Annotated in this window: 27 protein-coding genes; 22 read left to right on the forward strand and 5 right to left on the reverse strand. The window is 68.6% G+C overall.

The features are described 5' to 3' along the window. Nucleotides 1-71 precede the first annotated feature (71 nt). The 5 genes from ACFWUU_RS18390 to ACFWUU_RS18410 all read left to right on the forward strand — a co-directional run bounded on the left by ACFWUU_RS18390 (nucleotide 72) and on the right by ACFWUU_RS18410 (nucleotide 5878). A complete protein-coding gene (locus ACFWUU_RS18390; protein WP_380177018.1) occupies nucleotides 72-938 on the forward strand; it encodes a helix-turn-helix transcriptional regulator in 867 nt (288 codons plus the stop codon). 42 nt (nucleotides 939-980) lie between these two features. Next, nucleotides 981-2246 carry an RICIN domain-containing protein gene (locus ACFWUU_RS18395; RefSeq protein ID WP_380177019.1) on the forward strand — a complete coding sequence of 422 codons (1266 nt, stop codon included), beginning with the start codon at nucleotides 981-983 and terminating at the stop codon, nucleotides 2244-2246. 21 nt (nucleotides 2247-2267) lie between these two features. Then, nucleotides 2268-3338, forward strand: coding sequence for a WD40/YVTN/BNR-like repeat-containing protein (locus ACFWUU_RS18400; protein WP_380177020.1), 1071 nt, complete (start codon nucleotides 2268-2270; stop codon nucleotides 3336-3338). 64 nt (nucleotides 3339-3402) lie between these two features. Then, entirely contained in the window at nucleotides 3403-4215 is an 813-nt protein-coding gene (locus ACFWUU_RS18405; RefSeq protein ID WP_380177021.1) for an endonuclease/exonuclease/phosphatase family protein, read from the forward strand. A 247-nt stretch (nucleotides 4216-4462) separates the two neighbouring features. Continuing rightward, complete coding sequence (locus ACFWUU_RS18410) at nucleotides 4463-5878, forward strand: NlpC/P60 family protein (protein ID WP_380177022.1); 1416 nt, start codon at nucleotides 4463-4465, stop codon at nucleotides 5876-5878. An 11-nt stretch (nucleotides 5879-5889) separates the two neighbouring features. Here the strand turns inward: ACFWUU_RS18410 and ACFWUU_RS18415 are convergent, their stop codons facing one another. The 3 genes from ACFWUU_RS18415 to ACFWUU_RS18425 are packed head-to-tail and all read right to left on the reverse strand — an operon-like array spanning nucleotide 5890 to nucleotide 8509. After that, nucleotides 5890-6597, reverse strand: a complete 708-nt coding sequence (locus ACFWUU_RS18415; protein ID WP_380177023.1) for an SDR family oxidoreductase — start codon at nucleotides 6595-6597, stop codon at nucleotides 5890-5892. Nucleotides 6598-6643: 46 nt separating this feature from the next. Continuing rightward, on the reverse strand, nucleotides 6644-7534 hold the full coding sequence (locus ACFWUU_RS18420; protein WP_380177024.1) for a LysR family transcriptional regulator: 891 nt from the start codon (nucleotides 7532-7534) through the stop codon (nucleotides 6644-6646). 12 nt (nucleotides 7535-7546) lie between these two features. After that, entirely contained in the window at nucleotides 7547-8509 is a 963-nt protein-coding gene (locus tag ACFWUU_RS18425; protein WP_380177025.1) for a zinc-binding alcohol dehydrogenase family protein, read from the reverse strand. A gap of 87 nt (nucleotides 8510-8596) precedes the next feature. Here ACFWUU_RS18425 and ACFWUU_RS18430 point away from each other — a divergent pair, with 87 nt between their 5' ends. Then, nucleotides 8597-9028 carry a MarR family winged helix-turn-helix transcriptional regulator gene (locus tag ACFWUU_RS18430; protein WP_380177026.1) on the forward strand — a complete coding sequence of 144 codons (432 nt, stop codon included), beginning with the start codon at nucleotides 8597-8599 and terminating at the stop codon, nucleotides 9026-9028. Here the strand turns inward: ACFWUU_RS18430 and ACFWUU_RS18435 are convergent. Then, on the reverse strand, nucleotides 9025-9513 hold the full coding sequence (locus tag ACFWUU_RS18435) for an inorganic diphosphatase (RefSeq protein ID WP_130442133.1): 489 nt from the start codon (nucleotides 9511-9513) through the stop codon (nucleotides 9025-9027). The two genes, ACFWUU_RS18430 and ACFWUU_RS18435, sit on opposite strands and share 4 nt — an antisense overlap. A gap of 50 nt (nucleotides 9514-9563) precedes the next feature. On the opposite strand from ACFWUU_RS18435, the gene dacB reads away from it, so the two are divergent. The 16 genes from dacB (at nucleotide 9564) to ACFWUU_RS18515 (ending at nucleotide 23072) form a co-directional block, all read left to right on the forward strand. Further along, nucleotides 9564-10922 carry a D-alanyl-D-alanine carboxypeptidase/D-alanyl-D-alanine-endopeptidase gene (gene dacB / locus ACFWUU_RS18440; protein WP_380177027.1) on the forward strand — a complete coding sequence of 453 codons (1359 nt, stop codon included), beginning with the start codon at nucleotides 9564-9566 and terminating at the stop codon, nucleotides 10920-10922. Nucleotides 10923-10961: 39 nt separating this feature from the next. Next, complete coding sequence (locus ACFWUU_RS18445) at nucleotides 10962-12056, forward strand: zinc-dependent metalloprotease (RefSeq protein WP_380177028.1); 1095 nt, start codon at nucleotides 10962-10964, stop codon at nucleotides 12054-12056. Between the two features lie 7 nt (nucleotides 12057-12063). Beyond that, complete coding sequence (tilS, locus tag ACFWUU_RS18450) at nucleotides 12064-13080, forward strand: tRNA lysidine(34) synthetase TilS (RefSeq protein ID WP_380177029.1); 1017 nt, start codon at nucleotides 12064-12066, stop codon at nucleotides 13078-13080. Between the two features lie 5 nt (nucleotides 13081-13085). Next, nucleotides 13086-13637: a hypoxanthine phosphoribosyltransferase gene (gene hpt / locus ACFWUU_RS18455; protein WP_130443709.1), complete on the forward strand. Its 552-nt coding sequence runs from the start codon at nucleotides 13086-13088 to the stop codon at nucleotides 13635-13637. Between the two features lie 175 nt (nucleotides 13638-13812). Next, a complete protein-coding gene (gene ftsH, locus ACFWUU_RS18460) occupies nucleotides 13813-15852 on the forward strand; it encodes an ATP-dependent zinc metalloprotease FtsH (RefSeq protein WP_137256466.1) in 2040 nt (679 codons plus the stop codon). Nucleotides 15853-15909: 57 nt separating this feature from the next. After that, nucleotides 15910-16482, forward strand: a complete 573-nt coding sequence (gene folE / locus ACFWUU_RS18465) for a GTP cyclohydrolase I FolE (protein WP_137256467.1) — start codon at nucleotides 15910-15912, stop codon at nucleotides 16480-16482. Nucleotides 16483-16615: 133 nt separating this feature from the next. Continuing rightward, complete coding sequence (locus ACFWUU_RS18470; RefSeq protein ID WP_137256468.1) at nucleotides 16616-17749, forward strand: S1 family peptidase; 1134 nt, start codon at nucleotides 16616-16618, stop codon at nucleotides 17747-17749. 135 nt (nucleotides 17750-17884) lie between these two features. Then, the gene (gene folP, locus ACFWUU_RS18475; protein WP_380179029.1) at nucleotides 17885-18682 is read left to right on the forward strand and encodes a dihydropteroate synthase; all 798 of its coding nucleotides are present in this window, start codon (nucleotides 17885-17887) and stop codon (nucleotides 18680-18682) included. Then, nucleotides 18679-19155, forward strand: a complete 477-nt coding sequence (locus ACFWUU_RS18480; RefSeq protein ID WP_233714907.1) for a nuclear transport factor 2 family protein — start codon at nucleotides 18679-18681, stop codon at nucleotides 19153-19155. The genes folP and ACFWUU_RS18480 overlap by 4 nt, the downstream gene beginning before the upstream one ends. Further along, the gene (gene folB / locus ACFWUU_RS18485) at nucleotides 19152-19544 is read left to right on the forward strand and encodes a dihydroneopterin aldolase (RefSeq protein ID WP_137256469.1); all 393 of its coding nucleotides are present in this window, start codon (nucleotides 19152-19154) and stop codon (nucleotides 19542-19544) included. Before ACFWUU_RS18480 ends, folB begins: the two co-directional genes overlap by 4 nt. Then, nucleotides 19541-20098: a 2-amino-4-hydroxy-6-hydroxymethyldihydropteridine diphosphokinase gene (folK, locus tag ACFWUU_RS18490; protein ID WP_137256470.1), complete on the forward strand. Its 558-nt coding sequence runs from the start codon at nucleotides 19541-19543 to the stop codon at nucleotides 20096-20098. Before folB ends, folK begins: the two co-directional genes overlap by 4 nt. 2 nt (nucleotides 20099-20100) lie before the next feature. Continuing rightward, nucleotides 20101-20619, forward strand: coding sequence for a DUF3180 domain-containing protein (locus tag ACFWUU_RS18495; RefSeq protein WP_233714908.1), 519 nt, complete (start codon nucleotides 20101-20103; stop codon nucleotides 20617-20619). Nucleotides 20620-20714: 95 nt separating this feature from the next. Next, nucleotides 20715-21071 (forward strand): hypothetical protein, encoded by a 357-nt coding sequence (locus ACFWUU_RS18500; RefSeq protein WP_233714909.1) that lies wholly within the window; start codon nucleotides 20715-20717, stop codon nucleotides 21069-21071. 21 nt (nucleotides 21072-21092) lie between these two features. Continuing rightward, entirely contained in the window at nucleotides 21093-21488 is a 396-nt protein-coding gene (locus tag ACFWUU_RS18505; protein WP_380177030.1) for a hypothetical protein, read from the forward strand. A gap of 87 nt (nucleotides 21489-21575) precedes the next feature. Further along, complete coding sequence (locus ACFWUU_RS18510) at nucleotides 21576-22346, forward strand: inositol monophosphatase family protein (protein ID WP_380177031.1); 771 nt, start codon at nucleotides 21576-21578, stop codon at nucleotides 22344-22346. Between the two features lie 9 nt (nucleotides 22347-22355). Beyond that, nucleotides 22356-23072, forward strand: coding sequence for an NADPH-dependent F420 reductase (locus ACFWUU_RS18515; protein WP_380177032.1), 717 nt, complete (start codon nucleotides 22356-22358; stop codon nucleotides 23070-23072). Nucleotides 23073-23076: 4 nt separating this feature from the next. Here the strand turns inward: ACFWUU_RS18515 and ACFWUU_RS18520 are convergent, their stop codons facing one another. Continuing rightward, a complete protein-coding gene (locus ACFWUU_RS18520) occupies nucleotides 23077-24270 on the reverse strand; it encodes an NADH-quinone oxidoreductase subunit D (protein WP_380177033.1) in 1194 nt (397 codons plus the stop codon). Nucleotides 24271-24285 lie beyond the last annotated feature (15 nt).

A 24285-nucleotide genomic window follows, 5' to 3' on the forward strand; every position in this document is an offset into this window, starting at 1 on the left:
GCAACCAGGCCGCGCTCAGCCACTGCTCCGCAAGCAGTGGATAACGCCCGTACGCCGTGGACACTGGACGTATGGAGTACGCCGAGCTGTCCGACTTCCTGCGCAAACGCCGGGAGGCCCTGCAACCCGAAGACGTGGGCATGCCCCGCGGACGCAGGCGCCGTACCCCCGGTCTCCGCCGCGAGGAGGTCGCCGCGCTGGCGTCGATGTCGGCCGACTACTACAGCCGGCTCGAGGGCGGACGCGGCCCGCAGCCGTCGGTCGACATGCTCGGCGCGATCGCCCGCGCGCTCCGGCTGACGCTCGAGGAGCGCGACCACCTGTTCCTGCTGGCAGGCCACGGTACGCCGCCGCGGACGACGCGGGCCTGCCACGTCGACCCCGGCATGCTGCGAATCCTCGACCGGCTGCACGACACCCCCGCGATGCTGCTGAACAGGTGCGGCGAGGTTCTCGCGCAGACGCCGGCGCACGTTGCGTTCGCCGGTGAGCTGACCAATTTCCAGGGCATGGAACGCAGCGAGGTCTACCGCTGGTTCGTGCATCCGGAGACCCGGGCGCTCTACGCGGAGCCCGAGCTGACCACCCACAGCAAGCTGCTCGTCTCGATGCTGCGCACGACCGCCACGATCGACGGCCCCAAGTCGTACGCCGCGTCGCTGGTGAAGGCCCTGCAGAAGCTGAGTCCGGAGTTCGTCGAGATCTGGGATGCGCACGAGGTCGTCGTCGCGCACAGTCAGACCAAGCGGTTCCGGCACCCGGCGGTCGGCGACCTCGAGCTGTACTGCGAGCTGATCGACAACCGGGACGGGCAGCAGACGCTGATCGTGTTCACCGCGGAACCGGGCAGCGAGAGCGCGGAGAAGCTGCAGTTGCTCAGCGTTCTGGGCAGTCAGGCGATGAACTCTGGACAGGGCTTTGATCGGGAGTTAATTTAAGTCCTGAAATTTCATAAGGTTCTGACGGAAAGGTCCGCCCCCATGCTTTCCGATCGATTTCGCCTGCCCGCATTCCTGCTCGCTCTGGTGCTGCTGATCAGCGGGCTCACCTCGACCGCGGTTGCCAAGGTCGAGGCGACCTTCAACGTGCTCGCGTTCTACAGCGGCACCTACGACGCCGCGCACATCGACTTCGAGAAGGAAGCGAATCAACGCTTCCCGCAGTTCGGTGCGCAGAACGGGTTCTCGTACACCTCGACCAACAACTGGGACCAGCTCAACAACCTGAGTGCATCGCAGTACCAGGTCGTCATGTTCCTCGACGACTCGCCGCATACCGATGCGCAGCGCAACGGGTTCAAGAACTACATGGACAACGGCGGCGCGTTCTTCGGCTTCCACGTGTCGGCGTACAACGACGCGAGCGGCGGCTGGCCGTGGTTCAACAACACGCTGCTCGGCACCGGCCGGTTCGTCTCGAACACCTGGGGACCGACCGCGGTCACGCTGAAGGCCGAGAACCGTTCGCACCCCGCGCTGGTCAACACCGGCGCGACGTTCCGCTCGTCGGTGAGCGAGTGGTACAGCTGGCAGAACGACCTGCGGAACAACCCCGACATCCAGATCCTGGCGTCGATCGACCCGTCCAGCTTCCCGGTCGGCACCGATCCCAACCAGACCTGGTACTCCGGCTACTACCCGATCATCTGGACCAACAAGAACTACAAGATGATCTACGCGAACTTCGGCCACAACGCGATGAACTACGACACCAACACCCGGCTCTCGTCGACCTTCGACAGCCCGGCGCAGAACCAGTTCATGATGGACGCGCTCAAGTGGCTCGGTGGTGGCGGTACGACGCCGCCGGTCGACCAGCCGTCGCCGACCGCGTGGTACCAGGTCGCCAACAAGGGCAACGGGAAGTGCGTCGACGCCCGCGCGGCCGGTGTCGCGAACGGCACGGTCATCCAGCAGTACACCTGCAACGGCACACAGGCGCAGCAGTTCCAGTTCCAGCCGACGTCCGGTGGGTTCACGCGGGTCAACAACCGCAACGACGCCACGAAGGTGATCGATGTGACCGGGGTGTCCGCCGCGGACAACGCCGGCCTGCAGCTGTGGACGTACAGCAATGGCAACAACCAGCAATGGCAGGCCGTGTCCGAAGGCAGCGGCTACTTCCACTTCGTCAGCCGCTTCAGCACCAAGTGCCTGACGGTCCCGGGCGGCTCCACGGCCGACAGCACCCAACTCGTCCAACTCACCTGCAACGGAAGTGCCGCGCAGTCCTTCAAGCTGACATGAACGGCGGTTAGATTGCCGCGCATGAGAATCCTGCGTGTGGCCGCTTTGGCGGCAGGAGGTTTGCTGTTGATGTCTCAGGTCATCCCCGCCCAGGCGCACGGCGGGCCGTCGTACCGCTGGGAGTTGACGCCGACCGGAAGTACGGCGCAGTTCCGCGGGCTGGCGGCGGTCAGCAAGGACGTCGCCTGGGTGGGCGGGACCGAAGGGACGGTACTGCGAACCGTCGACGGCGGGAGGCACTGGCAGAACGTCAGCCCGGCCGGCGCGTCGGCGCTGCAGTTCCGCGATGTGGAGGCGTTCGACGCGAAGCGCGCGGTCGCGTTGTCGATCGGGACCGGCGAGGACTCCCGGGTCTACCGCACCGCCGACGGCGGCAAGTCCTGGACCGAGACGTTCCGGAACACCGACCCGAACGCGTTCTACGACTGCTTTGCGTTCAACGACGACAAGCACGGGCTGGCGATGAGCGACCCGGTCGACGGGAAGTTCCGGATCGCGGCGACGTCGGACGGCGGCAAGTCGTGGAAGGTGCAGTCGAACGCCGGGATGCCGGCCGCTCTGCCCGGTGAGTTCGCGTTCGCGGCGAGCGGGACCTGCCTGGTCGCCGGACCTGGCCGTACTGCATGGTTCGCGACCGGTGGCGGCGATCGGCCGCGGGTGTTCCGGACGAACGACGGCGGCCGGCACTGGCGGGTCTCGGACTCGCCCATGGCCAGTGGCCTGGCGGCCGGCATCTTCAGCCTCGCGTTCCGGAACCCGCTGTTCGGCATCGCGGTCGGCGGTGACTTCGAGAAGCCGGACGAGGCGGTGAAGGCGGCCTCGATCACGTACGACGGCGGTCGGACCTGGAAGCTCGTGCCCGCGGACAAGGCGCCGAAGGGATACCGCAGCGGCTCGCACTTCGTGCCGTGGTCGCCGTCGACCGTTGTCGCGGTCGGACCGTCCGGGAGCGACGTGAGCTTCGACGGCGGGCGCAGCTGGAAGCAGTTCTACGACGGCAGCTTCGACAGCGTCGAATGCGCCGGCCACGGCTCCCACGCCGGCTGCTGGGCTTCAGGCGCGAAGGGCGCCGTTGGTCGCCTGGTGCACTGACCGTTCAGACCGGCGACACTCGCTCGTTGTGCGAGTGTCGCCGGTTTTCCGGAAGTATGAGCGCATGCGTAAATTGCTAACGGTCCTGGTGGGGTTCCTGATCGCGGTGCCGACCGTTGCCGCTGCCAATCCTGACGCCGCGCGGCCGGAGCGGCCGCTGACGGTGATGACCTACAACATCCATCACGGCGCGGGGATCGACGGGGTCCTCGATCTCGAGCGGATCGCCGTACTGATCGAGCAGTCCGGGGCCGACGTGATCGGGCTCCAGGAGGTCGACCGGCACTGGGACGTGCGCAGCAACTGGGTGGACCAGCCGGCCTGGTTCGCCGCACGGCTCAAGATGCACTACGCGTACGCCGCCAACCTCGACCTCCCGCCGGTGAACCCGGGCGAACCGCGGCGCCAGTACGGGACCGCGATCCTGTCGAAGTACCCGATCAAGGACTTCAAGAACACACTGCTGCCGCGGTACCCGACCGGCGAGCAGCGTGGTCTCGCGGTCGCGAAGATCAAGGTTCGTGGGGCCGACCTACGGTTCGCGAACACGCACCTGACCAGCAACAACAACGCCGAGCGGCTGGAGCAGGCGCAGAAGGTGGTCGAGCTGCTCGGCAAGTCGAAGACCCCGACGCTGCTCGTCGGCGACCTGAACGCGACGCCGGAAGCGCCGGAGATCAAGACCCTGACCGCCGTGTACGACGACACCTGGACCGAGGTCGGGGTCGGGCCGGGCTACACGATCGAGGCAGGCAACCCGACCAAGAGGATCGACTTCCAGCTGCACAGCGCCGGCCTGCGCGCGGTGAAGGCCGCCGTACCGGTCACGCCGGCGTCGGACCACCTCCCGGTGGTCGCCTCGTTCGCCCTCCGCTGAACCCCTGACGCGTCACAAAACGCCCTCCGGCTCCGGCCGGAGGGCGTTTTTGTGCGCCGACCTGCACCTTCGCGGAATTACAAGCTTGTAGTTTGTCAAGTCGACACACGGGTGAAACAAAGTTACTTGTGTGAAAGCTGTTCCCAATGGGGCTGTAGGCAACTAGTGTCACGTATGTGGTCCAGGAGGACCAAAAGTTCACGAACCCTGGGGAAGGGGTTCGTGACCGGCGGAAGGAACGATCCCGATGCGGACGCCCCTCAGGGCCACGTCCGGCGGACGGGTCGGGAGCACTGGGAAGACCGGTAGGGCACTGCTCTCCGGGGTGCTCGCGATCTGTCTGGCCGGCACGATGGTCATCCAGCCCCTTGCGGCCGAGGCTGCCAAGCCGAAGCCGCCGGTGATCCCGTCCAAGGCCGCGGTCGAACGGGCCAAGCAGGCCGCCGCCTCCAAGGCCGCCCAGGTCGCGACCATCGAGCGCCAGCTGGCCGCGGCGAACGCGCGCCTCGAGCAGCTGGGTATCGAGTCCGGCATCGCCGACGAGGCGTACAACGGCGCCGTCTACCGGCTCCAGCAGGCCAAGGCCGAGGCGGCTGCCGCCGCGGCCCGGGCGACCGAGGCAGAGAAGACGCTCGCCACCCAGCGGGCGCAGATCGGCCGCTTCGCCGCCGCGTCGTACCAGGGTGGTGGCGACGTGGCGAAGATTGCGCCGCTGTTCACCGCGAACGGTCCGCAGGATCTGCTCGACTCTGCAGGCGCGGCGCGCTCGGTGTCCGCCGCGATGCAGGGTTCGTACCTGCGGTTCTCGGCGACCCAGGTGATGACCAACCTGTTCAAGGTGCAGGCCGACCAGGCGGTCGTGAAGGTGAAGAAGGCGACCGACGAGGCGGCCAAGGCGAAGAAGGCCGCCGAGGACGCGGAGGCCGCTCAGTCCGCGGCCGTGACCGCGATCGGGGTGCAGCGCACGCAGTCGATCGCGCAGCTCGCCGTACTGCAGAACACGTCGGTGAAGGTGGCCGCCCAGCGGCAGCGGGGACTCGAGGAGCTTGCGCGACAACGAGCTGCCGCTCTCGCCGCGAAGAAGGCCGCCGAGCTGAAGCGCCGGATCGCCGCCCGTGAGGCCGCGGAACGCCGCGCCGAGGCCGCCGAACGGGCCCGGGAAGCAGCCGAGGAGGCTCGCCAGGAGAAGGAAGAGCGGAAGCAGAACCACGGCAAGAAGCCGCCGAAGCACCACAAGCCGAAGCCGAGCAACGACAACAACGGCGGTGGCGGCAATGGTGGCGGGCACAGCTCGGGCGGTAGCGCGCGGGACGCGATCAACTTCGCGCTGAGGCAGCTCGGCGACATGTACCTGTGGGGCGCGACCGGGCCGTCGCGCTGGGACTGCTCAGGTCTGACCCAGGGCGCCTGGGAGCGGGCCGGTGTCCAGCTCCCGCACTACAGCGTCGCGCAGTACGAACAGATCCAGCACATCGACGAGGACGAGCTGCGGCCGGGTGACCTGATCTTCTGGGCGACCAACCCGAGCGACCCGGGGACCATCCACCACGTCGCCATGTACCTCGGCAACGGGCAGATGATCCACGCGCCGCGGACCGGGAAGCCGGTGCAGATCGACAGCGTGTACTACTGGATCCCGCCGAACTTCTTCGGCCGTCCCTGACCACTTACTCCCTAGACCAGCCGGTGTCCGCCGTCGGCGTGAAGAACGGTGCCGGTGATGAAACCATTGCGCAGCAGGGCGATGATGGCGGCCGCGATGTCCTGGGTCCGGCCGATCCGGCCGACCGGGAGGCGGTCCGCCATCGCGGCCAAGGTGGCGGGCGCCGCGTCGCCGGCGACGTCCTGCCAGATCGGGGTGTCGACCCAGCCGGGGGACACCACGTTGACCCGGATCGGCGCGAGCTCGACCGCGAGCGCCGCGGCCAGTGAAGCAAGTGCGCCGTTGAGTGCCGCGAGCAACGATGCGCGCGGTCCGGGGCGGTACGCCGCGATCCCCGACGTGAACACGATGGAGCCGCCGGGTTCGAGTACCGACGCGCCGTGCTTGGCGAGCAGCAGCGGTCCGAGCAGCTTGGAGTCGACCGCGGAACGGGCCGCGTCGACGTCGTACTCGCTGATCGGCTGGTAGGCGCCGCCGACGTCCGCGGCGGTCGTGACGATGTGGTTCACCTTGCCGGTGGTGGCGAAGAGTCGTTCGATATCGCGCTCGATTCCGAGGTCCATGGCAACGGTCTGTACGCCGAGCTCCCGGCGTACGGCCTCGAGCTTGCCGGGTGAGCGGCCGGCGATCGTGACTTCGCTGCCTTGGGCAACGAGTTCGGCGGCGAGAGCGCGGCCCATGCCGGAGCTGCCGCCGACGATCACTACGTGTTCCTGCACTGAATCTCCTTCGGTGGTTGACGTTTCGAGCCAACCACCGGACGAGTCAGTCGACCACGACTTGTTGGCTAACGATCGTTAGGCCCGGGCTAACAGTCATCGCCTGGAGTACCGGGTTGCGCGAATCGGCGCGCCAGGCAGCGGCGTACCGGGCGATCAGCGGGCGGCCTTCGATGGGTCGCCAGACGACGTCCGGCGTCGCGGCGCGACGGGATCCGAGGCTGATCGCGGACCTCCGGACGAGCAGCGCCGAGCGGAGCTGCGAGTGGCTCATGCTGATGTCACTCAGCCGTATGCCGGGGCCGAGCCGGCGGAGCAGATCGTCGTGGAACTCCGGCGCCGCCGCGCGCGGGATCCAGATCAGCTCGAGCCCGGTCAGGTCGTCGAGGGTGAGCACCGGACGGGCGGCCAGTGGGTGGGTCGCAGTCAGCAGCACGCCGAGCTCCTCGACGGCGAGGTGTTCGGAAGTTATTGCCGGGGGCAAGGTTATCGGCGTACGGACCAGGCCGAGGTCGATCTCGCCGGCGGTCAGCATCCGGAGCTGATCGGTGGTGGTGCCGGCCTCGAGCGTGACCGTGCTGTTCGGGAAGCGTTCGGTGGCGAGCTGTTCGAGGGCGGCGGGGAGCCAGCCGGGGATGCCGTTCAGCAGGCCGAGCCGCAGGACCGGTTCGTCAAGGCCGGCGGCCCGGCGCGTGTCCTTCAGCGCCAGGCCGGCCGCCTGGATGGTTTCGCGGGCGCGGGCCAGGAAGACCTGGCCGGCCGGGGTGAGCTCGACGCCGCGGCTGTGCCGGATCAGCAGCGTCGTACCGACCTCGCGTTCGAGCTGCTTGATCTGCTGGCTCAGGGTCGGGGTGGAGATGTACAGGCGTTCCGCGGCCTTGCCGAAATGCAGCTCCTCGGCGACGCCCACGAAGTACCGCATCTGCCGAAGCTCCACCCGGTCATGGTTTCACGGGATGGCGATCAGGCGGCCGAGGTTTTCACGGGCGTCGAGGGCTTCGTGGATCCGGGCCACGTCGGTGAGTGGGTGGGTGGCGTGGACGACCGGGCGGAGGTCGCCGGACTGCCAGCGGCGGATGACCTCGGCGATGTCGGCGCGGGCCTCGTCGGGGCGAGCCTGCTGCCAGCCATACAGGGAGACGCCGGTGAGGGTCCGGAGCTGGAGACCGAGCACGGGGACGGCTGGGACCTCGGTGGTGATGGCGCCGTACGAGACCATCCTGCCGAGGGGCTTCACGAGTTCGAGGCCCTGGTCGAAGACCTTGCCGCCGACCGCGTCGAGGACGGTGTCGACGCCGTCCGGGGCGAGGGCGCGCACCTTTGCCGGCCAGTCGGGGTCGGTGAGGTCGACGGGCTCGGCGCCGAGGTCGCGGATGAAGTCGAGTTTCTTGGCGGAGGACGCCGTACCGATGATCGTCTTGGGGTCGTAGAAGCGGGCCAACTGAGTGGCGAGGTGGCCGATCGTGCCCGCGGCGGACTGGATCAGGACCGTGCCGCCGGCCGGGACGTGACCTGACTCGAGGACTCGGAGTGCGAGCGGGGCGGTCAGCGACATCATCGAGGCCTCGCCCGCGTCGGCATCGTCGGGGATCGACGCGAGGAACCCGGCGTCGGCGACGGTGTAGTCGGCGAAGGCGTCCACGGTGAGCGCCGAGACGCGCTGGCCGACGGCCACGCCGGGCGGGGTGTCCGCGCCGAGCTTGACGATCCGGCCGACGACGTCGCCGGTGAGGGTGCCGGGGAGCGGACGGTCCCAGGGTGAGCCGCCGCGACGGAGTACGGCGTCGATCGCGTTCGCGCCGATCGCCTCGGCCTTGATCAGGACCTGGCCGGTGCCGGGTTCGGGTACGTCGACCTCCTCGAGCTGGAGGACTTCGGGGCCGCCGTGGCGGTGGAAGCGCACTGCGCGCATTGTGGGATCTCCATATCGTGGGAGCTATAAATAATAGGAGACTCCCACGATAACGCCAAGGGTGAGCAATGCCAATAGAGTTGGGGGGTGAAGAAAGGGCCGACGCATCGGCTGGCCGACCGGGTGCTGTGGGCGCTGGGGAGGTCGAGTCAGCATGCCCAGCGGCTGGTCCGGCAGCACATGACCGAGGCCGGTGTCCGGACGCAGCACTATCACGTGCTCGCGAGCCTGGCCGACGACGGCGAGGCTGCTCAGGCGACGCTTGCCGACCGCATCGGCTTCGACCGAAGCGATCTGGTCACGCTGCTCGACGAGCTCGAGGAGCTGAAGTTGCTGGCGCGGCGGGTCGACCCGGCCGACCGGCGCCGCAAGATCGTTGCCATCACCCCGGCCGGCGAGAAGCAGCTGGACGCGATGGACGAACTCATCCTCGCCGCCGAGGCAGACCTGCTGGAGCCGTTGACGGCAGCGGAGCGCAAAACCCTGCTGGGCCTGCTCCGCCGCCTGTCAGGCGATTAGTGACCTTCGGTCTTCAGACGCTGGAAGGAGGCGGTGATCTCGGCCTCGGCGTCGGAGCGGCCGACCCAGGTGGCGCCTTCGACCGACTTGCCGGGCTCGAGGTCCTTGTAGACCTCGAAGAAGTGCTGGATCTCGAGCCGGTCGAACTCCGGCACGTGGTGGATGTCGCGCAGGTGCTCCTGGCGCGGGTCGCCGGCCGGGACGCAGAGCACCTTGTCGTCGGGGCCCTTCTCGTCGGTCATCCGGAACATGCCGATCGCCCGGGCCTTGATCAGGCAGCCGGGGAACGTCGGCTCGGTGAGCAGGACGAGCGCGTCCAGCGGGTCGCCGTCCTGACCGAGGGTGTCCTCGATGAACCCGTAGTCGGACGGATACTGGGTGGCCGTGAACAGCGTCCGGTCCAGTCGGAGCCGACCGGTCTTGTGGTCGAGCTCGTACTTGTTGCGGGTGCCCTTGGGGATCTCGATGAAGACGTCGAACTCCATACGGCAGATACTGTCACGGTTCCGACCGACCGAATGACAGGAGCAGCCAGGTGGCACGACCTGCCCGTGCGGCATTCGTCACGCTGCTCACCACGGCGCTGTGCACCAGCATGGGCGCCGGCCTGGTGAGTAGTGCAGACGCCGTACCCGGATCAGTCCGGACCACCCAGCAGGCACCGCCCGTTCTGGCACCCGCGACCACCGAGGGCGTCGCCCCGACGGCGGCCGGGGTCGGCAAGGCGCTGGCTGCTGTCCTCAAGGACCCGTCACTCGGCTCGCACCACGGTGTCTACGTGTACGACGCTTCCCGCGGCAAGCCGGTGTTCTCGGTCGGGGCGGCGACGCCGTACACGCCTGCGTCGACTCTGAAGCTCCTGACCACGGTCTCGGCGCTGGCGACGCTGGGGCCGGACCACACGTTCGCCACCAAGGTCGTGAGCGCGGGTAAGGGCTCGATCGTCCTGGTCGGCGGTGGCGACCCGCTGCTCGCGGTGAAGCAGGCAACCGACTACCCGACGCGCGCAACGCTGCAGACGCTCGCGGCGAGTACTGCGAAGGCGTTGAAGGCGCAAGGCGTCACGCGGGTCACCCTCGGGTACGACTCGTCGCTGTTCACCGGTCCGGCGGCCAATGCGAACTGGGAAGCCAACTACATCCCGGAGGGGATTGCCGCGCCGACGACGGCGCTGTGGGTGAACGAGGGCCGCATTTCACCAGGTATGGCCAAGCGGGCGACCTTGCCGGCTCAGGCCGCGGCCACCTCGTTCTCGAAGTTGCTGGGTACGTATGGGATCACGGTGGCGCCGACCGTGAAGGCCGCGACGGCTCAGGCCAAGGTGGCGCCGCTGGCGCAGGTGAAGTCGCCGACGCTCGGGCAGATCGTCGAGTACATCAACCAGCACAGCGACAACGACGGTGCCGAGGTGCTGCTGCGGCAGGTCGGCATCGCGACCGGCAACGGCGGTTCGTACGTCGGTGGGGTCAAGGGTGTGCGCGCCACGCTCACCAAACTCGGTCTGGATGTCAGCAAGGCCCGCATCTACGACGGCAGCGGTCTGACCCGGGCGAACAAGGTCCCGCTCGACCTGCTCGCCGGTGCGGTCCGGGTGGCGATCTCCAAGGACCACCCGGAGCTGCGGCATCTCCTGAGCGGACTCCCGATCGCGGGCTTCAACGGAAGCCTCAGGGAGCGGTTCACCACCGCTGGGACCGGCACGGGGACCGGACTGGTCCATGCGAAGACCGGCACGCTGACCGGTGTCCACAGCCTCGCTGGGTACGCCCGTGACCGCTCCGGCACGCTCCTGGTGTTCGCAGTCGCCAGCGACAGCGTCCCGGTCCCGAAGACCCTCGACGCCCGTGCGGCCCTCGACCGGACCACGGCTGCATTGGCCAACTGCGGCTGCTGATCAGCCCCACATGTTGGGACATAGCACTAGGGTCGTTGTATGAGTACGGCTGAAGGCGAGACCACGACCGAGATGGTCGACTGGCAGCTGGCGACCGGTGTGGCGCGGAAGTTGTTGCGCCCCGGGCCGGCGGTCAGCCGCGCGGAGGCGGACCAGGTGGTCGCGGAGCTGCGGCAGTTCGCGGCCGAGTCCGAGGGGCACGTACGCGAGTTCACCGGGCTGCAGGCCACGTCGGCCACCGCTCCGGTGGTCATCGTGGACCGGCCCGGCTGGGTGCAGGCGAACGCGGACGGCTTCCGGACCGTGCTGCAGCCGCTGGCGGACAAGCTGCGCGAGAAGGCGGACCGGACGGCCGGCCTGTCATCGGCGGTGGGCTCGCGGGTGACGGGGATCGAGGCCGGTGCGCTGCTGGCGTTCCTGTCGTCCCGGGTGCTCGGCCAGTTCGACCCGTTCTACCCGGCACAGCCGGACCCGGATCGGCCTCACCTGACCGGTCGGCTGCTGCTCGTGGCGCCCAACGTGATGCACGTGGAGACCGAGCTCGACGTCGTACCGCGGGACTTCCGGCTGTGGGTGTGTCTGCACGAGGAGACGCACCGGGTGCAGTTCACCGCCGTGCCGTGGCTGCGGGACCACCTGCGGTCGGAGATCGCCCTGTTCCTGGACCAGGCCGAGCTGGACGCGTCGGCGTACGCCGCGATGTTCCGGGAGGCTGTGCAGCGGCTGGGACGGTCGGTGCGCGGTGAGGCTGAGCTGAGCCTGGTGGACCTGATGCAGTCTCCGGAGCAGCGTGCCGTCCTGGACCGGCTGACAGCGGTCATGTCGTTGCTGGAGGGCCATGCGGACTTCGTGATGGACGGAGTCGGCCCGTCGGTCATCCCGACCGTCGAGCACATCCGGTCCAAGTTCACGTCCCGCCGGCAGAGCGGCAACCCGGTGGACCAGCTGCTGAAGCGGCTACTCGGGCTGGACGCCAAGCTGCGGCAGTACAAGGACGGTGCGGCGTTCGTACGCCGCGTGGTCGACCAGGTCGGTATGGAGGGCTTCAACCGGGTCTGGACCGGCCCGAACACGCTGCCGACCAAGAACGAGATCGCGAACCCCGATGCCTGGGTCGCCCGACTCCACGGCTGAGTCAGGCGTGGAGGAGCTGGTCGAGCGCAGACGAGGGAAGCTGCACCCGGCCATAGCTCGCGCCCGGGAGGCCGTCCGGGCGACGCTGGCCGAGCTGCCGCAGGGGACCACGGTTCTGGTCGCCTGCTCCGGCGGCACGGATTCACTCGCTCTTGCGGCCGCGACCGCCTTCGAGGCGCCCAAGCTGGGCCTGCGCGCCGGAGCGGTCGTCGTCGACCACGGCCTACAGCCGGACTCCGCGCACGTTGCCGCGACCGCAGCTGAGCAGTGCCGGACGCTAGGGCTCGACCCCGTCCAGGTGCGCGCGGTGGAGGTCGGCAGCGACGGCGGTCCGGAGGCTGCGGCTAGGGCTGCGCGGTACGACGCTCTGCGGGACGCGGCGGACGAGTTGGCAGCGGACGTCGTACTGCTGGCTCACACTCGTGATGACCAGGCCGAGACTGTTCTGCTCGGGCTCGGGCGTGGCTCCGGGGGTCGGTCGCTGGCGGGGATGGCTCCGGCGGTCGGCCGGCTGCGCAGGCCGTTCCTGGAGGTACCGCGGGCCACTACCGCGGCGGCGTGCATCGCGTCAGGGCTCCGGCCGTGGCATGACCCGCACAACGACGACCCGCAGTACACGCGGGTGCGGGTGCGGCACGAGGTGCTGCCGGTGCTGGAGGAGGCACTGGGGCCTGGCGTGGTCGAGGCGCTGGCCCGTACGGCCGGACTGCTCCGGGCAGACGCCGATGCGCTCGACCTACTCGCTGCGGACGTTGCCGAGACCGCACTGAGCCGTGCCGAGGGCGAGGTACGCGCGGACGTCGGCGTACTGACTGATGAGCCCACTGCGATCCGGACGCGGGTACTGCGGCAGGCCGCGCTGGAAGCCGGTTGCCGGGCCACTGACCTGACCGCGGGGCACGTCGCCGCGGTCGACGCGTTGGTGACCGACTGGCGCGGCCAGCGCTGGATCGACCTACCACAGGGCGTCCGCGCGATCCGCAAGGGCGGATTCATCATCCTCGGCCCGGATGTGACAGGCTGACGGCTGTGGATGCGGCGGACATCGAGAAGGACCTGACCAAGATCCATTACACCGAGGACCAGATCCTCGCGAAGCTGCGGGAGCTGGCAGCGCGGATCGAGGCCGACTACGAGGGCAAGGACCTGTTGCTGGTCGGTGTCCTGCGTGGTGCGGTGATGGTGATGGCCGACCTGGCCAGGTCGTTCAGCCGGCACGTGGAGATGGACTGGATGGCCATCTCGTCGTACGGCTCGGGCACCAAGTCGTCGGGTGTGGTGCGGATCCAGAAGGACCTCGACACCGACATCACCAACCGGCACGTGCTGATCGTCGAGGACATCATCGACACCGGGCTCACGCTGAGCTGGCTGGTCAGCAACCTGGAGTCACGCAAACCCGCCTCGCTCGAGCTGTGCACCGCGTTCGTGAAGCCGGACGCCGCCAAGATGCGGGTCCCGGTCAAGTACGTCGGCCTGGAGCTGCCGGACGAGTTCGTCGTCGGCTACGGTCTGGACTACGCCGAGAAGTACCGGAACCTGCGCTGTGTGGCCACGCTGGCCCCGCACGTCTACTCCTGACCGGCTCCCACAAGGCAGACTTGGTGACGGCCTGTACAACGGGTCGTACTGTCCTTTGGTGACCCTCGTGCTGTGTTGTCTTGTGCGACACGAGACACTTGGACTGGTATTACCGTCACAAGCCCGCCACACCCGGGCCTGCCGAGCTAGGAGGGACGGGGCCTAGGCCCCGATCATGGACGTGAAGCGCATCTTCCGCGGACCCCTGTTCTGGATCGTCGTCGCCTTCCTGGGCGTTCTGGTGATCGGGCAGCTCCTGACCGGCTCGACCGGGTACAAGACCGAAGCCACCGGCCAGGTCGTCCAGCTGATCCAGCAGGCCAAGTCGTCGAGCGACAAGACGATCAAGTCGGTGACGCTGATCGACCCCGACCAGGAGATCCGGGTCGAGAAGACCGACGGCACCAAGCTCCGGGCGCACTGGGTCGACGGCCAGGCCGAGACGCTGGGCACCGACCTGCAGTCCCTGTTCCAGGACGGCAAGATCGAGCGGTACGACGTCGAGAACCCGAAGCCGAGCTTCATCGGCCAGGTGTTCTCCACGCTGATCCCGTTCCTGCTGATCGCGGTGGTCTTCATCTTCTTGATGAACTCGATGCAGGGCGGCGGCTCGCGGGTGATGAGCTTCGCCAAGTCGAAGGCCAAGCTGATCACCAAGGACACCCCGAAGACCACGTTCGCCGACGTCGCCGGCTGTGACGAGGCGGTCGAGGAGCTCGGCGAGATCAAGGAGTTCCTGCAGGAGCCCGGCAAGTTCCAGGCGGTCGGCGCGAAGATCCCGAAGGGCGTGCTGCTCTACGGCCAGCCGGGTACCGGTAAGACGCTGCTGGCCCGCGCGGTCGCCGGCGAGGCGGGTGTGCCGTTCTACTCGATCTCCGGTTCGGACTTCGTCGAGATGTTCGTCGGTGTCGGCGCCTCGCGCGTCCGCGACCTGTTCGAGCAGGCCAAGACGAACGCCCCGGCGATCGTGTTCATCGACGAGATCGACGCCGTCGGCCGGCACCGTGGTGCGGGCCTCGGCGGTGGTCACGACGAGCGCGAGCAGACGCTGAACCAGCTGCTGGTCGAGATGGACGGCTTCGACGTCCGCGGCGGTGTGATCCTGATCGCGGCCACCAACCGGCCCGACGTGCTCGACCCGGCGCTGCTGCGCCCGGGCCGGTTCGACCGGCAGATCGCCGTCGACGCGCCGGACCTGCCCGGTCGGACGCAGATCCTCAAGGTCCACTCCCGCGGCAAGCCGATGGCGCCCGACGTCGACCTGACCGCGGTCGCCCGCCGTACTCCGGGTATGACCGGTGCCGACCTGGCCAACGTGCTGAACGAGGCGGCCCTGCTGACCGCCCGGTCGAACGCGCAGGTCATCGACAACCGCGCGCTGGACGAGGCGATCGACCGCGTGATCGCCGGCCCGCAGCGCCGTACCCGCCTGATGTCGGACAAGGAGAAGGTGCTCACCGCGTACCACGAAGGTGGACACGCGCTGGTCGCCGCGGCCCTGCCGCACTCCGACCCGGTGCAGAAGGTGACGATCCTGCCGCGTGGCCGCGCGCTCGGCTACACGATGGTGATGCCGGACGAGGACAAGTACTCGACCACCCGGTCGGAGATGCTGGACAAGCTGGCCTACATGCTCGGTGGCCGTGCGGCCGAGGAGATGGTCTTCCACGACCCGACCACCGGCGCGAGCAACGACATCGAGAAGGCGTCGGCGCTGGCCCGGGCGATGGTCACGCAGTACGGCATGACCGAGCGGCTGGGTGCGATCAAGTTCGGCCAGGACAGCAGCGAGCCGTTCCTGGGCCGTGACTTCGGCAGCCAGCGGAACTACTCCGAGGAGATCGCGGCCGCGGTCGACGAGGAGGTCGGCAAGCTGATCCTGAACGCGCACCAGGAGGCCTTCGACATCCTGGTCGAGAACCGCGCGGTCCTGGACCACCTGGTCGAGGAGCTGCTCGAGAAGGAGACGCTGGACAAGCACCAGATCGCCCGGATCTTCGAGCCGGTGATCATGCGGGAGCGGCGGCCGGCCTGGACCGGCTCGTCCACCCGGGTGCCGTCCGACCAGCCGCCGGTGATGCCGACCGGCAGCAACGGCCGCGCCGAGCAGAACGGTTCGCTGCACGACGTACTGCCGGGCGGCTCGGTCGGTCCGGACGAGGCCATCCGGCCGACGGACTACGGCAGCGGGCCGACCCCGCCGAACAAGCAGTAGCAACAACTCGAGCGCCGCCACCCATCGGGTGGCGGCGCTGCTGTTTACAGTGGCCGGATGACCTCACCGAATTTCGACCACGAGCGGGCGGCACGCGCCGTACGGGAGCTGCTGTTCGCGATCGGGGAGGACCCGGACCGCGAAGGGCTGCGGGACACGCCGGACCGGGTGGCCCGCTCGTACGCCGAGATCACCGCGGGGCTCGGTCAGACCGCCGAGGACGTGCTGACGACCACGTTCGCGCTCGAGCACGACGAGATGGTGCTGGTGAAGGACATCGAGGTCTGGAGCCTGTGTGAGCACCACCTGGTCCCGTTCACCGGCGTCGCGCACGTCGGCTACATCCCGAGCCGGGACGGCCGCATCACCGGACTGTCGAAGCTGGCCCGACTGGTCGACGTGTACGCGAAACGACCGCAGATCCAGGAACGGCTGACCACTCAGGTCGCCGAATCGCTGGTCGAGATCCTCGAGCCGCGCGGCGTGATCGTGGTGATCGAGTGCGAACACCTGTGCATGACCATGCGCGGTGTCCGGAAACCGGGCGCGAAGACGATCACCTCCGCGGTCCGCGGCCAGCTGCGCAACCCGGTCACCCGCGCGGAGGCGATGAGCCTGATCGTCGGCTGAGCCGTAGCCCCGGGCCCCCTGACTTCGTTGGAGTTTAGGAGTCCGGCACTATGGACATTCTGTCGCTGAGCGTTTACTTTCCGTAGTGGCACTCGGCCAACGGGGACCAGAGTGCCGGTGTGAGGAGGACAGGATGTCGGGGCGTTTCCGGGTCGGCGCCGCATTGGCCGGGGTCGTCGTCCTGACGGCCGGCGGGCTGGTCGCGGCCAACTGGGCCACCGCGGACACGCGGACCAAGACCCCCCAGAAAACCACCCAGAAGCAGACCGAGGATCCCCTGGTCGCGGAGACCCTGGAGTCGCAGCTCGGGTCCGACTCGGGTGTGGTGGGCAGCTACTACGACAACGGCGAGCTGATCGTCGCCGTGTCCGATCTCGCGACGGCCCAGCTGGTCCGCCAGATCGGTGCGATCCCGCGCCTGGTCCGCTTCACAGCCCGCCAGTTGAACGCCGTGCAGGGCGAGCTGAACAAGCTGGCCATGACGTCCAGCGCGGGCAAGGTGCGCTCGTGGTACGTCGATCCCGTCTCGGGGACCGTGGTCGTCTCGGTGCCGAAGGGCGCGCACGATTCGATCACCAACCGGTTCCTGTCCCGCGCCGTGGCGAACGGCGAGCGGGTGACGGTCCGCCAGGTGGTCGGGACGATCCGCCCGACCGCGGACGACTTCAGCCTGCGCGGCGGCGTACAGGTCGACAAGAACACCGGGTACGTCTGCTCGCTCGGCTTCAACGCCCGGACCCGCAAGGGCAACCGGATCTTCCTGACCGCGGGCCACTGCACGGCGGGCAAGCCGTCGTTCTCCCGGAACGGATACATCCTCGGCAACACGTACACGTCGAGCTTCCCGGGCAACGACTTCGGCTCGGTCGGCGTGATCGAAGGCTGGGACCAGCAGGGGTACGTCGAGGGCTGGGGCGCCGGCAACGTCGCGGTCAAGGGGCTCGCGGACGCCACGGTCGGATCGACGCTGTGCAAGTCCGGGAAGAGCACCGGCTGGACCTGCGGACGGATCGTCGCGAAGAACGTCACGGTGAACTACGGCAACAACCGGATCGTCCGCGGCCTGTTCCAGCACACCGCCTGCGTGGAGGCGGGCGACTCCGGCGGCGCGAACATGACCGGCAACTATGCGCAGGGCATCACCAGCGGCGCGGCCCTGCTCAACGGCCAGTGCCTGGAGAAGTCAGGCCAGACCAACGAGTCGTACTCGCAGCCCATCGCCGAGGTTCTGCAGTCCACCCAGTCCCGCCTGATCCTCGCCAACTGAGCCCGGCCGAGCTGCTGCCGGCAGAAATGTGCGGCTGGTTGCTGGACTGGGGGATGCGCCTACTACGGTGTGTGGGTGGGAAACGGATCGCGGGTTCACGTGGACGGGTTGCCGGGCGTCGACCGGTGTCTGGTCATGGGCGTTGTGAACGTGACGCCGGACTCGTTCTCGGACGGGGGCGAGTGGTTCGAGCCGGCCGCGGCGATCAAGCACGGGCGCGAGTTGCTGGCCGAAGGCGCCGACCTGCTGGACGTCGGCGGCGAGTCGACCCGGCCGGGTGCCGTCCGGCCGTCGCCGGAGGAAGAGATCCGTCGCGTCCTCCCGGTGATCGAGACGCTCGCGGCCGAAGGCGCGATCATCTCCGTCGACACGATGCGGGCCGGGGTCGCGGAGCTGATGCTCGACGCCGGCGCCACGATGATCAACGACGTCTCCGGCGGGCAGGCCGATCCGGACATGCTGGCGCTGGTGGCCGAGCGCAGGACGCCGTACCTGTGCATGCACTGGCGCGGGCACTCGATCGACATGCAGAACCGGGCCGAGTACGACGACGTGGTCGCCGAGGTCATCGCCGAACTGGGCGAGCGGCTCGACGTACTGCGGCAGGCCGGCATCGACCTGAACCGGGTCGCGCTCGACCCCGGGCTCGGTTTCGCGAAGAACGCGGACCACAACTGGGAGATCCTTCGCCGGTTGCGGGAATTCGCCGTACTGGAAAGACCGTTGCTCATCGGTGCGTCCCGGAAGACGTTCCTCGGTAGGCTGCTCGCCGACGAGCAGACCGGCGAACCCAGACCGGCCGTACGACGAGACGATGCGAGCGTGGCCGTGACCGCCCTGGCCGCCGCAGCTGGTGCCTGGTGTGTCCGGGCGCACGCGGTGGCGCCGAACGCGGACGCGGTCCGGGTGGCGAAGAGATGGGGAACGGTATGACGGACGGACCGCGGCAGGGCACCGGTGGCGATGGTGCACGCGGTGCCACCGTCGAGGACGTCGTACTGAATGCGAACACCGCGTTCTACAACGCGTTCGAGGCCGGCGACCTGGACCTGATGGCGGCCGTCTGGCTGCCGGAGCCGGATCCGGTCTGCATCCACCCCGGCAACGCGGCGATCTCGGGGTATGCCGAGATGATGCGGGCCTGGGCGATGATCTTCGCGAACACGCCGTACATCCAGTTCTTCCTGACCGATGTGCAGGTCCGGGTAGATGAAGACGTGGCATACGTCACGTGTACGGAGAATGTCCTGTCCTCGGGTGAAGGTGCCCCCGAGGACGGCTTCGCCGGTGGCAAGGCGCTCGCCACGAACGTTTTCCGTCGAACTTCTAGCGGCTGGCGGTTGTGGATCCACCATGCCTCCCCGGTACTGTCGTCGTCTGGGGGCCGACAGGAGGAGGCGGAATGAGCGGTCCCGTTGTGATTCCTCCTGATGTGATCGAGATCCGGGGCATCCGCGGTTTCGGGCGCCACGGGGTGTTCGAGCACGAGCGGGCCGACGGACAGGAGTTCGTCGTGGATGTCCGGCTGGAGCTGGACACCCGGGCCGCTGCGGCCTCCGACGACCTGGCCGACACCGTGAACTACGGGGTGGTGGCCGAGCAGGTGCACGCCGCGATCGAGACCGACCCGGTAGACCTGATCGAGACCCTCGCCCAGCGCATCGCCGATCTCTGCCTCGCCGACAAGCGGGTGACAGCGACGGCGGTCACCATCCACAAACCCTCGGCGCCGATCTCGGTGCCGTTCGACGACGTTGTCCTGACCGTGCAGCGCAGAGCCGGAGAATCCTCGTGACTGAGACCCCTAGTCCCCACGTCATCGACGCGGACACCCTGAGCGGTGGTCTGAAGCCGATCCGTCAGCTGATCCTGTCGCTCGGCAGCAACCTCGGCGACCGTGAGGCGAACCTGCAGGGCGCGGTCGATGCGCTGCGGGACACCCCGGACGTCGTGGTGGTCGAGGTCTCACCGGTGTACGAGACCCAGCCGATCGGCGGTCCGGACGAGTCCGGCCCGTACCTGAACATCGTCCTGCTCGCCGACACCACGCTGAACGTCGACCTGCTGCTCGAGCGGGCGCAGGCGATCGAGCAGGCGTTCGGCCGGGAGCGCAGCGTGCCGGGCGCGCCGCGGACCCTCGACGTCGACCTGATCACCTACGGGCAGAAGACGATCGAGACCGAGGAGCTGACGATCCCGCACCCGCGGGCGCACGAGCGTGCGTTCGTCCTCGCGCCCTGGCTCGACATCGAGCGGGACGCCGTCCTCCCGGGCCACGGCCCGGTCTCTGAGCTGCTGGCCAAGGTCGGGACCGACGGCGTGACCAAGCTCGACATCGAGCTGCAGTAGTGGTGTCCGGCGGTACCGAGCCGGGGCAGGCACCCCGGGACAAGCAGCAGCCGCCACGTCCGGGCTCGGTGCGGCCGACGTCACGCCGGCTGCTGGTCGCGATCGCCGTACTCGGGGTCGCGATCGGCGTCACGATGGTGAAGGCGATCGAGGCCGGTGGTGGAGTGGCGCCGGCGGTGTCGTGGCTGACGCTGGTCGCCTGGGCGTTCCTGGCCGCGTTGCTGTTCGCCGCGGCCCGCAACACCCACCAGCGGATCCAGGTACGCCGGGAGCGGGTCGAGCCGTCCCGTGCGGTGTTCCTGCTGATGATCGGGAAGGCGAGTGCGTTCGTCGGCGCGTTATGTGCCGGTGTTTACGCAGGGTTCGCGTTAAGCTTCCTGCAGGCGATGGGCTCTTCGGGCCCTCGTAACCGTGTGATCATGGCCGCTGCGGCGGCGGTGATCTCTGTGCTGGTCGTCACGGCCGGATTGTTGCTCGAACGCGCGTGTCGTATTCCCGAGGACCCCGACGAGACCCCCTAACATGTCGGTCCATGGGGTCAAGGGGTAGCCGCCGTCGAACCAGGACCACCGTTCTCACCGTTGCCAACGCATCTCTGATCGTTGTCTGCCTGGGCGTGAGTGTCGCGCTGTTCTCGCAGAATGCCTGGATTCTCCGGGCCGCCGCGGTCGGTGCGGCTCTGGTCGCGATCGCCGGCGCCGTCCTGTTCCGCCATCAGCTGCTGGTCGAGCGGCTGGCCCATTCCGACGAGCGCGCGCAGGTCGCGCAGGAGTACTCGCGGATCACCAGCGCCCGCGTGGTCGAGAACGCGGAGTTCGTCGACCTGATGCAGCGGCGGCTGGACAAGATCGACCAGCGCCTGGACAAGATCGACGAAGAGGTCGCCACGGTCGTTGCCGCCGGCGACAAGCACTCGCAGGCCGACGCGCCGACCGTCGTGGACCTGAAGCTCCGAGGTCTGGCCGCCTCCTGAGCCGAGGCCCATACTGCGGTAATGGGGCTGGATGCGAACTACCCGGCTGTGACGATGAACGATCCGAACGGCCATGTCACGGTCTACAACGAGGACCATCTGCCGATCGGTCAACTCGGTCCGACGCCGTACGAGTCACCGTCGGTAAACGTCACCTGCCGCCGCAAGGCGTGGGACGACCTCTACTGGTACCGCCTGCTGAACCCCGAGGGCTTCCCGTTCCCGGCGACCGAGGCCTACGTATCAGCCGACGAAACGCATGACTTGAACCCCGGCCAGCCGTATCCCATCCCGGAGTGCGCCTCCGGGTGCCCGATCAAGATCGGGCAAGCAGCAGCCGTCGGCGCACTGGCCATCGGTGGAGTCGCAGCGGCCGCCGCCTGGCGCCGCAGGCGCCGCGAGGTGGGGCTCGCCTGAGCCCCCCACCCCGCGCGGGGCGCGGCGCCGATCGCTTCGTGGACGGATGCGAGCGGCGTGTGGGTGCTTGCACGTAGGTTCTGTGGTGTGGATCTTACGAAGCTGCTGAAGGTTGCTGAGGCTGCGGTCCAGCGTGGGCGGGTGGTTACGCAGACGCGGGCGGTGGGGGAGTTGACGTCCAAGGGGGATCGGGACATGGCCTCCGAGGTGGACTTCGCCGTTGAGCGGGAGGTGCGTGCGTTCCTCGAGCGGGAGACGCCGGAGATCGGGGTGCTCGGTGAGGAGGAGGGCGGTGCGACCGACGGGACCCGCTGGGTGCTCGACCCGGTCGACGGCACGGTCAACTTCATCCACGGCGTACCGCTGTGGGCGATCTCGCTCGGACTCATCCACGAAGGACGGGCCGTCGCGGGCGTGATCGACCACCCCGCCCTCGGTACGACGTACGCCGCCGCCGAAGGCCTGGGCGCCACCTGCAACGGGAAGACGATCCGGGGCAGTGAGTGCACCGACCTGGCCGACGCATTGGTTGCCGTAGGCGACTATGCCGTCGGGCCGAACGCCGAAGCGGTGAACGCCGACCGCCTCGCCCTGACCCAGCGCCTCTACCCGCGCGCCCAACGCCTGCGGATGATCGGTACGGCGGCGACCGCGCTCACCTGGACCGCGAACGGGTTCTTCGACGCCCTGATCATGTTCTCCAACAAGCCCTGGGACACGATGGCCGGCGTGGCGATCTGCCGCGAGGCCGGCGTCACGGTCCTGGACCTCGACGGCACCGACCACGCGCCGGAGTCCCGCGGCGTCTTCGCCGTCGCCGACGGCATCCGCGAACCGCTCCAGGAACTGCTCAGCTAAGGGTTATCGATGTCGACACTCGGAATCATCGGCAGCGGCAACATCGGGTCCGTGGTCGCATGGCTCGCGGTCGACGCGGGCATCGACGTGGTGATGGCGAACTCTCGCGGCCCCGAGAGCCTGGCCGACAAGGTCCGCGACCTCGGCGTCCAGGCCGGCACTGTCGAGGAGGCCGTGCGGGCCGGGGACTGGGTCCTCGTGACGATCCCGCTCGGCCGGTACGCCGACCTGCCGGTCGAACCGTTCGCGGGCAAGGTCGTGCTGGACACGATGAACTACTACCCGCACCGCGACGGCCGGATCGATCGGCTCGACCGCGAGGAGGTGACGACCGCGCAGCTGCTCCAGGAACACTTGCCCGAGGCCCACACCGTGAAGGCGTTCAACAACATCAGCGCCCGCAACATCGTCACGCTCGCCCGGCCCGCCGACGCCACCGATCGCAGCGCGCTGCCGATCGCCGGCGACGACGCGGACGCGAAGGCCGCAGCCACGGCGCTGATCCAGACCCTCGGGTACGACGTGGTCGATGTCGGCCCGCTGAGCGAGAGCTGGCGGTTCGAGCCGGAGACCGCGGCGTACGTGACGCCGTACCTGTCGAAGGCGAGTACGGCGAAGCAGCGCGCCGCCGGGCACGCCGACCCGGGGAAGCCGCTGCCGGTGGCCGCGCTCGTACAGCTGATCGCCGGCGCACACCGCCCGCCGGTGGCCGGGCGCGAGTTCTGACCTGCTACTTGTCGATGTCGCCGACGACGAAGAACATGCTGCCGAGGATCGCGATCATGTCCGGGATCATCGTGCCGGGCAGCAGGGCCGGCAGCGCGGAGATGTTGTTGAAGCTGGCCGAGCGGAGTTTCAGCCGCCAGGGCGTCTTGTCGCCGCGCGAGACCAGGTAGTAGCCGTTGATCCCGAGCGGGCTCTCGGTCCACGCGTAGGTCTGGCCCTCGGGGACCTTGAGGATCTTCGGCAGCCGGACGTTCACCGGCCCGGCCGGCATCGTGGAGAGCTTGTCGAGGCAGGCGTCGACCAGGTCGAGCGAGACCTTCACCTGCTCGAGGAGGACCGAGAAGCGGGCGTAGCAGTCGCCGTCGGGCCGTGTCACCACGCGGAGTACGTCCTGGAGTTCGCCGTACGCGAGGTAGGGCTCGTCGCGGCGGAGGTCCGCGTCCACGCCGGACGCGCGGGCGATCGGGCCGGAGACGCCGTACTGCGCGATGAGTTCGGGAGCGAGCTTGCCGACGCCGATCGTGCGGGCGCGGAAGATCTCGTTGCCGAGGATGATGTCCTCGATATCGGGCAGCCGCTTGCGGACCGCCGCGGACGCTGCGGACGCGCGACCGAGCCAGCCGTACGGGAGGTCCTCCTTGAGGCCGCCGACCCGGTTGAACATGTAGTGCATCCGGCCGCCGGACAGCTCCTCCATCACCGCCTGAATCGTCTCGCGCTCGCGGAACGCGTAGAACACCGGCGTGATCGCGCCGAGCTCCAGCGGGTACGAGCCGAGGAACATCAGGTGGTTCAGCACCCGGTTCAGCTCGGCCAGCAGGGTCCGCAGCCAGACCGCCCGGTCCGGTACCTCGAGGCCCATCATCCGCTCGACCGCGATCACCACGCCGAGCTCGTTCGCGAACGCCGACAGCCAGTCGTGCCGGTTCGCGAGCACGATGATCTGCCGGTAGTCGCGGACCTCGAACAGCTTCTCCGCGCCGCGGTGCATGTAGCCGATGATCGGCTCGCAGCTGACGATCCGCTCGCCGTCCAGCGTCAGTCGCAGCCGGAGTACGCCGTGGGTCGCCGGGTGCTGCGGACCGATGTTGAGCACCATGTCGGTGGTCGGCAGGTCCGATCCGGCTCCACCACGCTCGTAAGCAGGGTCGAATCCGGCGGCCCCAGCCCCGACTCCAACGACTCTTTCGGTACTCATGCCCCCTATCGTGAC

It is taken from the genome of Kribbella sp. NPDC058693 (assembly GCF_042715335.1).
Classification (GTDB): domain Bacteria; phylum Actinomycetota; class Actinomycetes; order Propionibacteriales; family Kribbellaceae; genus Kribbella; species Kribbella jiaozuonensis.

Bases quoted from the DNA above. Each gene is read 5' to 3' on its own strand.
- ACFWUU_RS18480 (WP_233714907.1), top strand. From the start codon at position 18,679: ATGACGGACGGACCGCGGCAGGGCACCGGTGGCGATGGTGCACGCGGT.
- ACFWUU_RS18400 (WP_380177020.1), top strand. From the start codon at position 2,268: ATGAGAATCCTGCGTGTGGCCGCTTTGGCGGCAGGAGGTTTGCTGTTG.
- ACFWUU_RS18410 (WP_380177022.1), top strand. From the start codon at position 4,463: ATGCGGACGCCCCTCAGGGCCACGTCCGGCGGACGGGTCGGGAGCACT.
- ACFWUU_RS18470 (WP_137256468.1), top strand. From the start codon at position 16,616: ATGTCGGGGCGTTTCCGGGTCGGCGCCGCATTGGCCGGGGTCGTCGTC.
- ACFWUU_RS18435 (WP_130442133.1), bottom strand. From the start codon at position 9,513: ATGGAGTTCGACGTCTTCATCGAGATCCCCAAGGGCACCCGCAACAAG.
- ACFWUU_RS18515 (WP_380177032.1), top strand. From the start codon at position 22,356: ATGTCGACACTCGGAATCATCGGCAGCGGCAACATCGGGTCCGTGGTC.
- ACFWUU_RS18405 (WP_380177021.1), top strand. From the start codon at position 3,403: ATGCGTAAATTGCTAACGGTCCTGGTGGGGTTCCTGATCGCGGTGCCG.
- folE (WP_137256467.1), top strand. From the start codon at position 15,910: ATGACCTCACCGAATTTCGACCACGAGCGGGCGGCACGCGCCGTACGG.
- folP (WP_380179029.1), top strand. From the start codon at position 17,885: ATGGGCGTTGTGAACGTGACGCCGGACTCGTTCTCGGACGGGGGCGAG.
- ACFWUU_RS18505 (WP_380177030.1), top strand. From the start codon at position 21,093: ATGGGGCTGGATGCGAACTACCCGGCTGTGACGATGAACGATCCGAAC.
- ACFWUU_RS18390 (WP_380177018.1), top strand. From the start codon at position 72: ATGGAGTACGCCGAGCTGTCCGACTTCCTGCGCAAACGCCGGGAGGCC.
- ACFWUU_RS18425 (WP_380177025.1), bottom strand. From the start codon at position 8,509: ATGCGCGCAGTGCGCTTCCACCGCCACGGCGGCCCCGAAGTCCTCCAG.
- ftsH (WP_137256466.1), top strand. From the start codon at position 13,813: ATGGACGTGAAGCGCATCTTCCGCGGACCCCTGTTCTGGATCGTCGTC.
- ACFWUU_RS18520 (WP_380177033.1), bottom strand. From the start codon at position 24,270: ATGAGTACCGAAAGAGTCGTTGGAGTCGGGGCTGGGGCCGCCGGATTC.
- ACFWUU_RS18445 (WP_380177028.1), top strand. From the start codon at position 10,962: ATGAGTACGGCTGAAGGCGAGACCACGACCGAGATGGTCGACTGGCAG.
- folB (WP_137256469.1), top strand. From the start codon at position 19,152: ATGAGCGGTCCCGTTGTGATTCCTCCTGATGTGATCGAGATCCGGGGC.
- ACFWUU_RS18395 (WP_380177019.1), top strand. From the start codon at position 981: ATGCTTTCCGATCGATTTCGCCTGCCCGCATTCCTGCTCGCTCTGGTG.